This window comes from Paucimonas lemoignei, assembly GCF_004342585.1.
GTDB classification, from domain to species: domain Bacteria; phylum Pseudomonadota; class Gammaproteobacteria; order Burkholderiales; family Burkholderiaceae_D; genus Paucimonas; species Paucimonas lemoignei.
Genome location: NZ_SLZQ01000001.1, coordinates 631109 through 646239 on the forward strand (window position 1 = coordinate 631109; position 15131 = coordinate 646239).

Here is a 15131-nt window from a genome sequence, read left to right on the forward strand (position 1 = left end):
AGTTTTCAGTAATATCGGCCTACGCTCTCGAACTGGAAGCCCACCGGCCATCCGACAGAAATTAATTTCTAGCCGTGGCGCCTATGCAGGTAGCGATAGACAAAACCAGGAAATGCCAGCACCAGGAAGAAGCAGCCGGTCACGGCATAAAATTCCCAGCCTTGCTTGAATACGCTGCCGATACGGGCTTCCAGCATATAAGCAATCGCGCCTACCAGAAAATACAGGACGATTAATTCGATCAGGCGAAGCCAGAAAGGCTTTTTGGGAAGAGATGCGAGCTGCATGACTGCCAACACCCGCTCATTGAAGAATGGCAGGTTGGCGGCAAGAACCGCCAACCCGATCAGGAACCAGCTGGAAAACGCCGCGCTCACGTATGCCGCGTTTTCGTTTATCAGGCCGCGATGCTGGCGAGATTTTTCAGCGCATGGCCGATCGACTGGCCAATCGCTGTTTCGCAAGCTGCCATCAGGCCACCCGGCACGATGCCCAGAGCCAGCATGGCGATACCGTTCAGGGTGAGGGTGAAGCGCAGGTCGCCGCTTGCCACGATCGGCGAATTATCAACAGGCGCATCGAAGTACATCAGCTTGACGACACGCAGGTAGTAGAAGCCACCGACCAGCGAAGCCATGACAGCCAGGATCGCGAGCCAGACCTGGCCAGCATTCAAGACCGCCTGCAGCACGGTAAGCTTGGCATAGAAGCCGACCATCGGCGGCACGCCAGCCAGCGAGAACATCAGCATCAGCATGACAAATGCATACCACGGGCTGCGCTGATTCAGACCTTTCAGGTCTTCCAGCTTGTCAGCCTCGAAGCCGCTGCGCGACAGCAGAATGATGACACCGAAGCTACCCAGCGTGGTCAGCACGTAGGTGATGGAATAGAACAAAGCCGAACCATAGGCGCCGACGGCACCGTTGCTGCTCTGCCCCACCACACCCGACAACAAGCCCAGCAGCACGAAGCCCATGTGCGAAATGGTCGAGTAAGCCAGCATGCGCTTGAGGTTGCTTTGCGCAATGGCCGTGACATTACCGATGATCAAGGACAGCACGGCGAGCACTGTCAGCATCTGCTGCCAGTCGATTGCCAACGGCAGCAAGCCTTCCACCAGCAGGCGCACGCAGATCGCGAAGGTTGCCAGCTTCGGCGCCGCGCCCAGCAGCAGCGTCACCGGAGTCGGAGCGCCATGATAGACGTCGGGCACCCACATATGGAAAGGCACGACGCCAAGTTTGAACGCGAGGCCGGCGACCACGAACACGATGCCGAACACCAGCACGGTGGGCTTGATCGTGCCCGATACGGCGGCCTTGGCGACAGCGTTGACGTCCAGCGATCCGGTAGCACCATACAGCATGGACATGCCATACAGCAGGAAGCCGGAAGACAGCGCACCCAAGATGAAATACTTCATCGCCGCTTCGGTCGACACCGCATCGTTGCGGCGCAGAGCCACCAGCGCATACAAGGCCAGCGACATCAGCTCCAGGCCAAGGTAGATCGACAGGAAGCTGGTGCCGGAGATCATGACCATCTGGCCCAGCACCGAGAACAGCGACAGCGAATAGAATTCACCGCCCAGGGCGCCGCCGTTGGCCATGCCGCGCGAGACGATGTACTGGCGCGAATAGACCAGGGTAATGGCTGTACCCAGATAGGTGAACAATTTCAGCAGATGCGACATCGGGTCCGACACGAACATGTTATTGAACGTGTAGGTGACGGCGCCTGCCTCGAAGGAGTAGAAGCTCAACGCCGCAGCCCCTGCCAGCGCCACCAGCGACAGCACATAAGTGATGTTGCGCTTGGCGTCTGACACGAACATGTCGATCAGCAGGATCGCGGACGTGGCGATCAACAGGAAGATTTCTGGATAAGCCGGGATCAAATTCATGTTATTCACTTAAAGGGCGACAGCACCGCTATTTAATTCAATTTCGAAGTGGCGACATGCTTGAGCAGGTCGGTCACCGAAGTCTGCATGGCATCGGTGAACGGCGCCGGATACAGGCCCATCACCAGAGTCGCAATTGCCAGGACGCCGAGGATGAGGAACTCGCGCTTGTTCAGGTCGACCAGTTCGGCGACATGCTTGTTGCCGACATCGCCGAAAATGACCCGCTTGGCCAGCCACAGCGAGTATGCCGCGCCGAGAATCAGTGCAGTTGCGGTCAATACGCCGATCCAGAAGTTGTACTTGACCGCTCCCAGGATCACCATGAATTCACCGACGAAACCGGAGGTGGCCGGCAAGCCGCAGTTCGCCATCGAGAACAGCACGAAGAACGCTGCAAAGCGCGGCATGGTATTGACCACGCCACCGTAGTCTGCGATCTGGCGCGAATGCATGCGGTCATACAGCACACCGATGCACAGGAACATGGCGCCCGACACGAAGCCGTGCGAAATCATCTGCACCAGGCCGCCCTGCACGCCGATATCGTTGAAGATGAAGAAGCCGAGGGTCACGAAGCCCATGTGCGCGATCGACGAATACGCCACCAGCTTCTTCATGTCGGACTGCACCAGCGCAACCAGGCCGATGTAGATCACGGCGATCAGCGACAAGGTGATGACCAGCCAGGACAATTGATGGCTGGCGTCCGGCGCAATCGGCAACGAGAAACGCAGGAAGCCATAACCGCCCAGCTTCAGCATGATCGCAGCCAGCACCACCGAGCCGCCTGTCGGCGCTTCGACGTGGGCATCCGGCAACCAGGTATGCACCGGCCACATCGGCACCTTGACCGCGAAACCGAGCAGGAAAGCCAGGAAGATCGGAATCTGCGCTTCGATCGGCAGCGGCAACTTGTGCCAGTCCAGGATCGCAAAGCTGCCCGACTTGAAGTACAGGTACAGCAACGCCACCAGCATCAGCAGCGAACCGAAGAAGGTGTACAGGAAAAACTTGATCGCAGCATACACGCGGTTCGGGCCGCCCCAGACACCGATGATGATGAACATCGGGATCAACGTCGCTTCGAAGAAGGCGTAGAACAGGATGCCGTCGAGGGAGCAGAACACGCCGATCATCAGGCCCGACAGGATAAGGAACGCGCCCATGTATTGCGAAACGCGGTTCTCAATGACTTCCCAAGCTGCCAGCACCACCAGCACGGTGATGAAAGCGGTCAGCGGCACGAACCACAGCGAGATGCCATCGATGCCGAGCGAATAGAAAATATGGAAACGCTCGATCCAGGAGAATTTTTCGACGAACTGCATGCCATGCGCCGCATTGTCGAATTGCGCCACGAGAGGCAGCGTCACCAGGAAGCTGACGATGGAACCGAGCAGCGCGATGCCACGGGCGAGGCCCGGGTTGTTTTCGCGGCCGAATGCCAGAATTAACGCACCAAACGCGATCGGGCTCCAGATCGCCAGGCTCAAGAGAGGTATAGTTGACTGCATCATAATTGCTTTTATATTTCGCTGGGCCAGTTATTTGGCAAACGGGAACGGCAAGAACCAGAGCAGGAATGCCAGCACGCCGATAAGCATCACGAAGGCGTAATGGTAGAGGTAACCCGACTGGAAATGACGGGTAACCACGGCGAACCATGCCACAACCTTGGCGCTGCCATTGACGATCAGGCCATCGATCAAGCCGCGGTCGCCCACTTTCCACAGACCGCCGCCGAGAACACGCGCACCGCCCGCGAACACGACTTCGTTGATCTTGTCCATGTAGTACTTGTTTTCCAGCAGTGTGTGAACGGCGCGGAACTTGTCATAGAACCAGGCCGGCACCTTGGGGTTCACCATGTAGCAGTACCAGGCCACCACGACGCCGGCCAATGCCAGGGCAAACACCGGCGTGGTGAAGCCGTGCAATGCCATCGCGACTGCGTCATGGAACTCATGCGCCATTTCCGCCATGGTCGGATGCGCTTCGCTGAAGAAGATCACGCCCTTGAAGAAGTCGCCGTACAGCATCGGTTTGATGGCGAAGAAACCGATAATGACCGACGGGATCGCCAGCAGGATCAGCGGCAAGGTCACGACCAGCGGCGACTCATGCGGTTTCTGTCCCGGAGCCAGCCCATGATGGTGGTCGGCAGCGACCTCTTCATCGGCATGGTCGCCGTGATGATCGTGATGAGCCTTGCCGAAGCGTTCCTCACCATGGAAGACGAGGAAATACATGCGGAACGAATAGAACGCGGTCACGAACACACCTGCCATGACGGCAAAGTAGGCGAAACCGGAGCCTGGCAGATGAGATTCGCGCACGGCTTCGATGATGCTGTCTTTCGAATAGAAACCGGAGAAGAACGGCGTGCCGATCAGGGCCAGCGAGCCCAGCAGCGAAGTGATCCAGGTAATCGGCATGTACTTGCGCAGGCCGCCCATGTTGCGCATGTCCTGGTCATGGTGCATGCCGATGATGACCGAACCTGCGCCAAGGAACAGCAGCGCCTTGAAGAAGGCGTGGGTCATCAGATGGAACACCGCGACCGAATAGGCGGATGCGCCCAGTGCGACGGTCATGTAACCCAACTGTGACAGCGTCGAATATGCTACCACGCGCTTGATATCGTTCTGGATGATACCGAGGAAGCCCATGAACAGCGCGGTGATGGCGCCAATCACCAGGATGAACGACAAGGCGGTATCGGACAACTCGAACAGCGGCGACATGCGCGTCACCATGAAGATACCTGCCGTCACCATGGTCGCGGCATGAATCAGCGCGGAGATCGGAGTCGGGCCTTCCATCGAATCCGGCAGCCAAACGTGCAACGGGAACTGCGCCGACTTACCCATCGCGCCGATGAACAGGCAAATGCAGGCCACTGTCAGCAGCATCCAGTCCGTGCCCGGCAAGGTGATGGTAGCGAGTTCGCTGCGCTTGGCGAAAACTTCGCCGTAGTTCATCGAACCTGCATAAGCCAGCAACAGGCCGATACCGAGGATAAAGCCGAAGTCACCTACGCGATTCACCAGGAACGCCTTCATGTTGGCGTAGATTGCCGTCGGACGGGTGTACCAGAAACCGATCAGCAGGTAGGACACCAGACCCACCGCTTCCCAGCCGAAGAACAGCTGCAGGAAGTTGTTGCTCATGACGAGCATCAGCATCGAGAAGGTGAACAGCGAGATGTAGGCGAAGAAGCGGTTGTAGCCTTCATCTTCGGCCATGTAGCCGATGGTGTAGATATGCACCATCAGCGACACGAAGGTCACCACGCACATCATCATCGCGGTCAGGCTGTCGACCAGGAAGCCGACTTCCAGCTTCAGTCCGGCGACCGTCATCCACTCATAGACAGTGCCATTATAAGTGGCACCGTCCATGACAGCCATCAGCGTCTGGACCGAAATCAGGAAAGCGATCAGCACGCCCAGGATGGTGACGGTATGAGTAGTCTTGCGACCGATTACATTGCCAAAGAACTTGGTACCCAGCAGGCCCGCAATTGCGGAACCGGCCAGCGGCGCCAGAGGTACGGCAAGAAGAAGGTTAGGGTTGAGTTGCCCCGCCATGTTCGACCTTATCGTTAATTATGGTTAACCCTTGAGGGTATCGAGATCTTCAACATTGATGGTGTCCTGATTACGGAACAGCACCACGAGGATAGCCAGACCGATTGCCGATTCAGCCGCAGCGACGGTCAGGATGAAGAAAACGAAGATCTGCCCGGCCGCGTCGCCCAGGTAATGGGAAAACGCGATGAAGTTCATGTTCACGGCCAGAAGCATCAGTTCGATCGCCATCAGCAGGACGATGATGTTCTTCCGGTTCAGGAAAATGCCGACGACCGAAATCGCAAACAGGATGGCGCCAAGCACCAGAAAATGCGCAAGTGACAAGCTCACGGTACTTCCCTTCTTATTTCTGATCTGCTGCCGGCGCAGCAGGTTGCTCACCGACAGACTGACCGTTATCGCGGTTCGACTCGGCCTTCATCTTCACAATGCGCACGCGCTCGGAAGCCTTGGCCTTCAGCGCTGCGGACGGATCGAAGTGCTTGACATCCTTGCGGCGGCGCAGGGTCAGCGCCACGGCTGCGACGATCGCCAGCAGCAGGATCACGGCGGCGATTTCAAATGCATAGATGTACTGGGTATAGATCAGCTTGCCCAATTCCTTGGTAGTGCCAATCGTTGCCGACGCTGCAGGCACGACGTGGTCAGGTGTGAGAAAGCCGCGCCAGATCACCGCAGCCATCTGCAGTACAACGACGACACCGATACCTGCCGCCAGCGGCAGATAACCCCAGAACCCTTCCCGCAGCTTTTCGAGATTAATGTCGAGCATCATCACGACGAACAGGAACAGCACCATGACCGCACCGACGTACACCAGCACAAGCACGATGGCAAGGAATTCAGCCTTCAGCAGCAGCCAGAGCGCCGAAGCGGAAAAGAAAGACAGCACCAGGAACAAGGCCGCGTGGACCGGGTTCCTTGCGGTGATGACGCGCAGCGCGGCAATGATCATGACTGCCGAGAACGCGTAAAACAATGCAGTGGTAAATTCCATAATGGGCCAGATAAGTTATTCTTCGAAGCCGTAAACCATTCGCTGAACCGTTCGCCGATCAGCGATAAGGAGCGTCGACAGCGCGATTTGCGGCGATTTCCTTCTCGTAGCGATCGCCCACGGCCAGCAGCATTTCCTTGGTGTAGTACAGATCGCCACGCTTTTCGCCATGGTATTCCAGGTTATTCGTCTCGACGATCGAATCAACCGGGCACGACTCTTCGCAGAAACCGCAGAAGATGCACTTGGTCAGGTCGATATCGTAACGAGTGGTACGGCGCGAACCGTCGTCACGCTGTTCCGACTCGATCGTGATGGCCATTGCCGGGCACACCGCTTCGCACAGCTTGCAGGCGATGCAGCGCTCTTCGCCGTTGGGATAACGACGCAGTGCATGCAGGCCGCGGAAACGGGGCGACAGCGGGGTCTTCTCTTCCGGGAATTGCACGGTAATCTTCCGTGCAAACATATAGCGTCCGGTCAGGGCCAGACCCTTGACCAGTTCGCGCAGCATCAGGCTGCCAAAAAAATCCTTGATGGCTTGCATTTTTACTCAGCCTTTATTTCCAAATATTCCAGGGCGACATGATCCATACCGCGACAATCACCAAGTAAGCCAGGGTCAGCGGAATGAACACTTTCCAGCCCAAGCGCATGATCTGGTCATAGCGGTAGCGCGGGAATGATGCGCGTGCCCAGATAAACAGCGACACCACGAAGAAGGTCTTGATACCCAGCCAGATCCAGCCAGGGATAAAGGACAGGAAGGCGAACGGCGCATCCCAGCCACCCAGGAACAGCAACGATGCCAGGCAGGAGATCAGGATCATGTTGGCGTATTCCGCCAGGAAGAACATCGCGAACGACATGCCCGAATATTCAACCATGTGGCCAGCCACGATTTCGGACTCGCCTTCCACCACGTCGAACGGGTGACGGTTGGTCTCGGCGATACCCGAAATCACGTAGATCACGAAAATCGGCAGCAACGGCAACCAGTTCCAGGACAGGAAGTTCAGGCCCATGGAAGCAAACTGGCCACGGGTCTGCATGCCGACGATTTCTGAGAAGTTCAAGCTACCGGATACCATGAGCACGATCACCAAAGCGAAGCCCATGGCGATTTCATACGAGACCATCTGTGCCGATGCGCGCATCGCACCGAGGAAGGCGTACTTCGAGTTCGATGCCCACCCGGCGATGATCACGCCGTAGACTTCCATGGAAGTGATCGCCATGACGAACAGCAGGCCGGCATTGATGTTAGCCAGTGCCAGTTCAGGGCCGAACGGCACCACAGCCCATGCTGCCAGCGCCGGCATGATGGTCATGATCGGCGCGATCACGAACAAGGCCTTGTTTGCCTTTGCCGGAACGACGATTTCCTTCATCAGAAGCTTCAGGGCATCGGCAATCGGCTGCAGCAAGCCGGCCGGACCGACACGGTTCGGGCCAAGGCGGATATGCATCCAGCCGATCAGCTTGCGTTCCCACAGCGTGAGATAGGCGACGCAGCCCATGATGGGCAGCACGATGCAAACGATCTTCAGCAGGTTCCAGACCAGCGGCCAGAATGCGCCGAGGTAGGTCTGTCCCTGCGCGTGCAGTGTTGCGAGAAATTGATCCATTATGCTTTCTCCACGCTGATCGGTCCGAACATGGTGCCCAAGGATGCGGTGGCCGGATGCGAAGCCGCAACGCGCACGACATGGTCAGGCAAGCCGCGGAAAATACCGACTTCCAGCACGGCGCTGCCCTGCCCTTGTTTCACATTGATCTTGCCGCCGGCTTGCATGCCCAGCTTCTGTGCCAAAGCTTCGGAGATCCATGCTGCCGGTGCTGTTGCGTCGGCAGTTTTCTGCAGCGATTCGGCACGGCGCACGATGGCGTCGCTAGAGTAGATCGGCACGTAAGCCAGGCGCTCGAGATCGCTTGCAGCCACGACTCGGTCGGCTAGCGGATCGACATTGGCAAAGTTGTTCAGGCGGCTGTGTACATCAGCATCCGCCGGCGTCGACGTACCAAGGATTTCGTTGCGGATAGCTTCCGAAGAGTCGTAATCGAAACCGGCGAGCTCCAGCAAATTGCCCAGGACGCGCAGCACTTTCCAGCCCGGGCGGGTTTCGCCCAGCGGCTTGACGGTGCCATTGAAGCTTTGCGCGCGGCCTTCGCCGCTGATGAAGGTACCCGATGTTTCCGAGAACGGAGCAATCGGCAGCAGCACATCGGCGTAATCCTTGCCATGCGCGAACGGCGACATCACCACGACCATCTCAGCCTGTTCCAGCGCGGCGCGGGCCTGTTGCGGATTGTAGCTGTCGAGTTCCGGCTCGGCATTGAACAGCACGTATGCCTTGCGCGGCTGCTCGAAAGCCTGCAGCGCATTGGCGCCCTTCTCGCCCGGAATCGCGTTGGCGACATAGCCACCGACGGTATTGGCGCCTTCGGTGAGGTAACCGAACTTGGCATTGGTATTCTTGGCGATCCATTCGGCAGCGGCATGCAGCAGCGCGGCTTGCGGATGCTGCGCAACGGCGTTACCCAGCAGGATGGCGGTCGGCTCGTCGGCGAGGAGACCCTCGGCGATGGCACGGGCTTCCTGGGAGGCTTCGATATTCTCGAATCCGCCTGGCACGGCAATGCTCTTCGCCTGGGCAACAGCCACGACGATCTGCGACAGCGCGGCCAGCCAATGCGACGGCGCAGCGATAAACTTGTTTGTAACCGGCATCAGCAGATCGTCGTCGCTGGCATGCAGGACGCTGACCTGGGCACCACGCTTGGCGGCATGGCGCAGACGCGCAGCCAGCAGCGGATGATCCTTGCGCAGGAACGAGCCGATCACGAACGCGCGACGCAATTCGCCGAACTCGGCCACCGACATGCCCAGCCACGGTGTGACACGGCCATCCATTACGAAATCGGACTGGCGCAGGCGGAAATCGACATTTTCGGAGCCGATGCCGCGTACCACTTTCTGCAGCAGCGACAATTCTTCCAGCGTCGAATACGAGGTCGCCAGCGCAGCGATGGAATCGGCGCCATGCTCGTGACGGATATTGCGCAGGCCGTGCGCAACGTATTCCAGCGCGGTTTGCCAGTCGGTGGTGATCCACTTGCCATCCTGCTTGATCATCGGGGAGGTCAGACGATCCTCGCTGTTCAAGCCTTCATAGGAGAAGCGGTCACGATCCGAAATCCAGCACTCATTGATCGCTTCGTTTTCCAGTGGCAGCACGCGCATGACCTTGCCGCCCTTGACCTGCACAACCAGGTTGGTGCCGAGGCTGTCGTGCGGGCTGACCGATTTACGGCGCGACAATTCCCAGGTACGGGCGGCGTAGCGGAACGGACGCGAAGTCAACGCGCCGACAGGGCACAGGTCGATCATGTTGCCCGACAATTCCGATTCCACCGTCTTGTTGACGAAGGAAGTGATCTCGGAATGTTCGCCGCGATTGAGCATGCCCAGTTCCATCACGCCGGCGATTTCCTGGCCAAAGCGCACGCAACGGGTGCAGTGAATGCAGCGACTCATCTCCTTGGTGGAGATCAGCGGACCGATATCTTTCGGTGCCACTACACGCTTTTCTTCGGCATAGCGCGAAGAAGAACCGCCATAACCAACCGCCAGATCCTGCAACTGGCATTCGCCGCCCTGATCGCAGATCGGGCAGTCCAGCGGGTGGTTAATCAACAGGAATTCCATCACGCTCTTTTGCGCAGCGACGGCCTTGCCGCTGTTGGAGCGCACGATCATGCCCGGCGTGACCGGCGTCGCGCAAGCCGGCAGCGGCTTGGGAGCCTTCTCGACTTCAACCAGGCACATGCGGCAGTTGGCCGCGATGGAGAGCTTCTTGTGATAGCAGAAATGGGGGATGTAAGTGCCGAGCTTGTTGGCAGCGTCCATCACCATGCTGCCTTCCTGCACTTCTACCTTCTTGCCGTCAATTTCGATTTCAACCATGGCTTTTTATCTTCGCCCTTGGGTACGCAATGCGCACCACCTCAGATTTAAATGTAAGCGGGGACCAGGCAATGCTTGTGTTCGATGTGATACGCGAACTCTTCCCGGAAATTCTTGATCATGCCGCGCACCGGCATCGCTGCCGCATCGCCCAGTGCGCAAATCGTGCGGCCCTGGATGTTGTCGGCGATCGAGTTGAGCATGTCCAGATCTTCCGGACGGCCCTGCCCGTGTTCGATACGGTGCACCATGCGATACAGCCAGCCGGTGCCTTCGCGGCACGGCGTGCACTGGCCGCAGGACTCTTCGTAATAGAAGTAGGACAGGCGCAGCAGCGACTTGACCATGCAGCGGGTCTCGTCCATGACGATCACGGCGCCCGAACCCAGCATCGAACCGGCCTTGGCGATCGAGTCGTAATCCATGTCCAGATTCATCATCACTTCGCCGGTGATGACCGGAGCGGACGAGCCGCCGGGGATGACTGCCTTGATCTTCTTACCGCCGCGCATCCCGCCAGCCAGTTCCAGGAGCTTCGAGAACGGCGTACCCAGCGGGATTTCGTAGTTGCCCGGACGTTCGACGTCACCGGAGATCGAGAAGATCTTGGTGCCGCCGGCATTCGGCTTACCGATTGCCGCGTACGCCGCACCACCCATCTTCAGGATGAAGGGAACGGCCGCAAAGGTTTCGGTATTGTTGATCGTGGTCGGCTTGCCATACAGGCCGAAGCTCGCCGGGAAAGGCGGCTTGAAGCGCGGCTGGCCCTTCTTGCCTTCCAGCGATTCCAGCAAGGCGGTTTCCTCGCCACAGATGTAGGCGCCATAACCATGGAAAGCATGCAGCTGGAAGCTGAAGTCGCTGCCCATGATGTTATTGCCCAAAAATCCTTCGGCACGCGCTTCTTCGAGGGCTTCCTCGAAACGCTCGTATTCAGCCCAGATCTCGCCGTGGATATAGTTGTAGCCGGCGGTGATGCCCATCGCGTACGCGCCGATGGCCATGCCTTCGATCAGGGCATGTGGGTTGTAGCGGATGATGTCGCGATCCTTGAATGTGCCCGGCTCGCCTTCGTCGGTATTGCAGACGAGGTACTTCTGCCCCGGGAACTGGCGCGGCATGAAGCTCCACTTCAGGCCGGTCGGGAAGCCCGCGCCGCCGCGGCCGCGCAGGTTCGATGCCTTCAGTTCGGCGATGACCTGCTCCGGCGGGATCTTTTCAGTCAGAATGCGACGAAGCGACTCGTAACCGCCACGCTTGACGTAGTCGGCCAGGTGCCAGTTTTTTCCATCCAGACCCGCCAGGATCAGGGGATTGATATGACGATCGTGCAGGCAGGTCATTTCTTCAACTCCTCCACCAGCGCGTCAAGCTTGTCGTTCGACATGTGGCTGCACATACGCTTGTTATTAACCATCAGTACCGGCGCGTCGCCGCAGGCACCCATGCACTCGCCTTCCTGCAAGGTGAACTGGCCGTCGGCGGTAGTTTCCTTGTAATCGATGCCGAGTTTCTTCTTCAGATATTCGGCAGCGGCCACGCCGCCCGACAAGGCGCATGGCAGGTTGGTGCAAACGGTGACCTTGTGCTTGCCGACCGGCTTGGTGTTGTACATGTTGTAGAAAGTCGCGACTTCCTGCACGGCGATTGCCGGCATGCCGATATAGTCGGCGAGTTCCTGCATGACTTCCGGCGGCAGCCAGCCCAGTTCGCTCTGGGCAATGGCCAGCGCGGCCATCACGGCGGATTGCCGCTGGTCAGCCGGGAATTTCGCGATCTCGCGATCGATCTTTTTGTAAGCTTGCTCTGATAACAGCATTGTTTCTGCCTCAAATAGCGGCCGCGCGTCAGCGGTCGATCTCACCAAACACGATGTCTTGCGTACCGATGATCGTCACCGCGTCGGCGATCATGTGGCCCTTCGCCATCTCGTTCAGGCCCTGCAAATGCGGGAAGCCTGGCGCGCGAATCTTCAGACGGTACGGCTTGTTGGCACCGTCCGACACGATGTAGATACCGAACTCACCCTTCGGATGTTCGACGGCGCTATACGCCTCGCCTGACGGGACATGGAAACCTTCAGTGAAGAGCTTGAAGTGGTGGATCAGCTCTTCCATGTTGCTCTTCATGTCCACGCGCGACGGCGGCGCCACCTTGTGGTTGTCGGTCATGACCGGACCCGGGTTATTGCGCAGCCACTCGATGCATTGCTTGATGATGCGATTGGACTGGCGCATCTCTTCGATGCGCACCAGGTAGCGGTCGTAGCAATCGCCGTTGACACCCACGGGAATGTCGAAATCCAGCAGATCATACACTTCATACGGCTGCTTCTTGCGCAGATCCCATTCAACGCCCGAGCCGCGCAGCATCGCGCCGGTGAAGCCCATGGCCTTGGCACGCTCCGGCGAAACCACGCCGATGCCGACCAGGCGCTGTTTCCAGATCCGGTTGTCGGTCAGCAAGGTTTCGTACTCGTCGACGTATTTCGGGAAACGGTTGGTGAAATCCTCGATGAAGTCCAGCAGCGAACCCTGGCGGTTTTCATTCAGCTCGCGGATCGCTTTTTCGTTACGCACCACCGATGCCTTGTACTGCGGCATGGTGTCCGGCAGATCGCGATATACGCCGCCCGGACGGTAGTAAGCCGCATGCATGCGCGCGCCCGACACCGCCTCGTAGCAATCCATCAGGTCTTCGCGCTCGCGGAAGGCATACAGGAACACCGCCATCGCGCCGACGTCGAGCGCATGCGCACCCAGCCACAGCAGATGGTTCAGCAGCCGCGTGATCTCGTCGAACATGACGCGGATGTACTGCGCGCGCAGCGGCACTTCGATGCCCAGCAGCTTCTCGATCGCCATTACATAGGCGTGCTCGTTGCACATCATCGACACGTAGTCGAGACGATCCATGTAAGGCACGGACTGCAGGTAAGTCTTTTGCTCGGCCAGCTTTTCGGTGGCGCGATGCAGCAGGCCGATATGCGGATCGGCGCGCTGGATCACCTCGCCGTCCAGCTCCAGCACTAGGCGCAGCACGCCGTGCGCGGCCGGATGCTGCGGACCGAAGTTGAGTGTGTAATTCTTAATGTCAGCCATTATTTGACCCCGTACTTTTCTTCGCGGATCACGCGCGGCGTGATTTCACGCGGCTCGATCGTCACCGGCTGGTAGATCACGCGCTTCTGCTCCGGATCGTAGCGCATCTCGACATAGCCGGAGACCGGGAAATCCTTGCGGAACGGATGGCCGATGAAGCCATAATCGGTCAGGATGCGGCGCAGATCGTCATGCCCCTCGAACAGGATGCCCAGCAGGTCGAATGCTTCGCGCTCGTACCAGTTGGCGGCATTCCAGATCTCGGTCACGGAAGGCACCACCGGCAGATCGTCGTCCGGCGCAAATACGCGCACGCGCACGCGCCAGTTATGCGTGATCGACAGCAGGTGCGACACCACCGCGAAGCGCGGACCATCCCAGATGCCGTCGCCGTAAGCTGAATAATCGACGCCGCACAGGTCGATCAGCTCTTCGAAGCGCAAATCGGCATGGTCACGCAAGACGCGCATGGCCGCCAGGTAATCGGCCGCCTTGACCACGATTGTGACTTCCCCGAGGGCGACATTCAGATTTTGCAAATGGTCGCCGAGCGCATTGCGCAAGGCGGCTTCAAGGGTTTCAAGTTTCGTCGACATAGTTTGCTTTTGCGCTTAGCGGGCGATCGTATTTGTGCGCTTGATCTTGTTCTGCAGTTGCATGACGCCGTAAATCAGCGCCTCAGCAGTCGGCGGACAGCCCGGCACATACACGTCCACCGGAACGATGCGGTCGCAACCGCGCACCACCGAGTACGAATAGTGGTAATACCCACCACCATTGGCGCAGGAACCCATCGAGATGACCCAGCGCGGCTCCGACATCTGGTCGTACACCTTGCGCAGCGCCGGCGCCATCTTGTTGCACAACGTGCCGGCCACGATCATCACGTCCGACTGGCGCGGCGACGGGCGGAAGATCACGCCGAAGCGGTCCATGTCGTAACGGGCAGCGCCCGCATGCATCATCTCCACCGCGCAGCACGCCAAGCCGAAAGTCATCGGCCACAGCGAACCGGTACGGGTCCAGTTGATCAGCTTGTCAGCCGTGGTGGTGACAAAGCCTTCGTTCAATACGCCTTCAATAGCCATGACTTACTCCCAGTTCAGGGCGCCTTTCTTCCAGATATACCAAAAACCGACCACGAATTCGGCGATAAACACCAGCATCGTTACAAGACCGCCCCAACCAAGCTCCCGTAAGGAGACACCCCATGGGAAGAAGAAAGCGGTTTCAAGGTCGAACAGGATGAAGAGAATCGCGATCAGGTAATAGCGCACGTCGAACTTCATGCGCGCATCTTCGAATGCCTCAAAACCGCATTCATACGGCGAGAGCTTTTCAGCATCGGGCTTGTGCGGGCCGAGAACGCGACCCAGCACTTGCGGCACTACGCCGACGCCGATGCCAACCAGGATAAACAAAAGGATGGGAAAGTAATTTTCGAGGTTCACGGTGTATCTCGTGCAGAGTGTTTAATCTAGAAGGCAGAAGACCCGCATGCCGCAGGCCTGGCGCCGATTTCCCCCGATAAAAAGCCAGCACAGGTTTGTCTCCTTGCTGGCTT

Annotated in this window: 15 protein-coding genes; all 15 read right to left on the reverse strand. The window is 58.4% G+C overall.

The features are described from left to right. Positions 1-68 precede the first annotated feature (68 nt). From EDC30_RS02665 to EDC30_RS02735, 15 genes are read right to left on the reverse strand one after another with little or no spacing between them, the layout of a single operon-like run. The gene (locus EDC30_RS02665) at positions 69-377 is read right to left on the reverse strand and encodes a DUF2818 family protein (RefSeq protein ID WP_132256990.1); all 309 of its coding nucleotides are present in this window, start codon (positions 375-377) and stop codon (positions 69-71) included. A gap of 20 nt (positions 378-397) precedes the next feature. After that, positions 398-1915 (reverse strand): NADH-quinone oxidoreductase subunit NuoN, encoded by a 1518-nt coding sequence (gene nuoN, locus EDC30_RS02670; protein WP_132256992.1) that lies wholly within the window; start codon positions 1913-1915, stop codon positions 398-400. Between the two features lie 23 nt (positions 1916-1938). Next, complete coding sequence (locus EDC30_RS02675) at positions 1939-3426, reverse strand: NADH-quinone oxidoreductase subunit M (protein ID WP_132256994.1); 1488 nt, start codon at positions 3424-3426, stop codon at positions 1939-1941. A gap of 27 nt (positions 3427-3453) precedes the next feature. Next, positions 3454-5499, reverse strand: a complete 2046-nt coding sequence (gene nuoL / locus EDC30_RS02680) for an NADH-quinone oxidoreductase subunit L (RefSeq protein WP_132256996.1) — start codon at positions 5497-5499, stop codon at positions 3454-3456. A 24-nt stretch (positions 5500-5523) separates the two neighbouring features. Continuing rightward, on the reverse strand, positions 5524-5832 hold the full coding sequence (nuoK, locus tag EDC30_RS02685; RefSeq protein ID WP_132256998.1) for an NADH-quinone oxidoreductase subunit NuoK: 309 nt from the start codon (positions 5830-5832) through the stop codon (positions 5524-5526). Between the two features lie 13 nt (positions 5833-5845). Continuing rightward, positions 5846-6499 (reverse strand): NADH-quinone oxidoreductase subunit J, encoded by a 654-nt coding sequence (locus EDC30_RS02690; RefSeq protein WP_132257000.1) that lies wholly within the window; start codon positions 6497-6499, stop codon positions 5846-5848. A gap of 58 nt (positions 6500-6557) precedes the next feature. Then, positions 6558-7046: an NADH-quinone oxidoreductase subunit NuoI gene (gene nuoI, locus EDC30_RS02695; RefSeq protein WP_132257002.1), complete on the reverse strand. Its 489-nt coding sequence runs from the start codon at positions 7044-7046 to the stop codon at positions 6558-6560. A gap of 13 nt (positions 7047-7059) precedes the next feature. Further along, positions 7060-8127 (reverse strand): NADH-quinone oxidoreductase subunit NuoH, encoded by a 1068-nt coding sequence (nuoH, locus tag EDC30_RS02700; protein WP_132257004.1) that lies wholly within the window; start codon positions 8125-8127, stop codon positions 7060-7062. After that, complete coding sequence (gene nuoG / locus EDC30_RS02705; protein WP_132257006.1) at positions 8127-10466, reverse strand: NADH-quinone oxidoreductase subunit NuoG; 2340 nt, start codon at positions 10464-10466, stop codon at positions 8127-8129. The genes nuoH and nuoG overlap by 1 nt, the downstream gene beginning before the upstream one ends. Before the next feature lie 47 nt (positions 10467-10513). Continuing rightward, positions 10514-11809, reverse strand: coding sequence for an NADH-quinone oxidoreductase subunit NuoF (gene nuoF / locus EDC30_RS02710; RefSeq protein WP_132257008.1), 1296 nt, complete (start codon positions 11807-11809; stop codon positions 10514-10516). Next, a complete protein-coding gene (gene nuoE, locus EDC30_RS02715) occupies positions 11806-12285 on the reverse strand; it encodes an NADH-quinone oxidoreductase subunit NuoE (RefSeq protein ID WP_132257010.1) in 480 nt (159 codons plus the stop codon). The genes nuoF and nuoE overlap by 4 nt, the downstream gene beginning before the upstream one ends. A 28-nt stretch (positions 12286-12313) precedes the next feature. Continuing rightward, positions 12314-13567 (reverse strand): NADH-quinone oxidoreductase subunit D, encoded by a 1254-nt coding sequence (locus tag EDC30_RS02720; RefSeq protein WP_132257012.1) that lies wholly within the window; start codon positions 13565-13567, stop codon positions 12314-12316. Beyond that, positions 13567-14163, reverse strand: a complete 597-nt coding sequence (locus EDC30_RS02725) for an NADH-quinone oxidoreductase subunit C (RefSeq protein WP_132257014.1) — start codon at positions 14161-14163, stop codon at positions 13567-13569. Before EDC30_RS02725 ends, EDC30_RS02720 begins: the two co-directional genes overlap by 1 nt. 15 nt (positions 14164-14178) lie before the next feature. Next, positions 14179-14655, reverse strand: coding sequence for a NuoB/complex I 20 kDa subunit family protein (locus EDC30_RS02730; RefSeq protein ID WP_132257016.1), 477 nt, complete (start codon positions 14653-14655; stop codon positions 14179-14181). A gap of 3 nt (positions 14656-14658) precedes the next feature. After that, complete coding sequence (locus EDC30_RS02735; protein WP_132257018.1) at positions 14659-15018, reverse strand: NADH-quinone oxidoreductase subunit A; 360 nt, start codon at positions 15016-15018, stop codon at positions 14659-14661. Between the last annotated feature and the right edge of the window lie 113 nt (positions 15019-15131).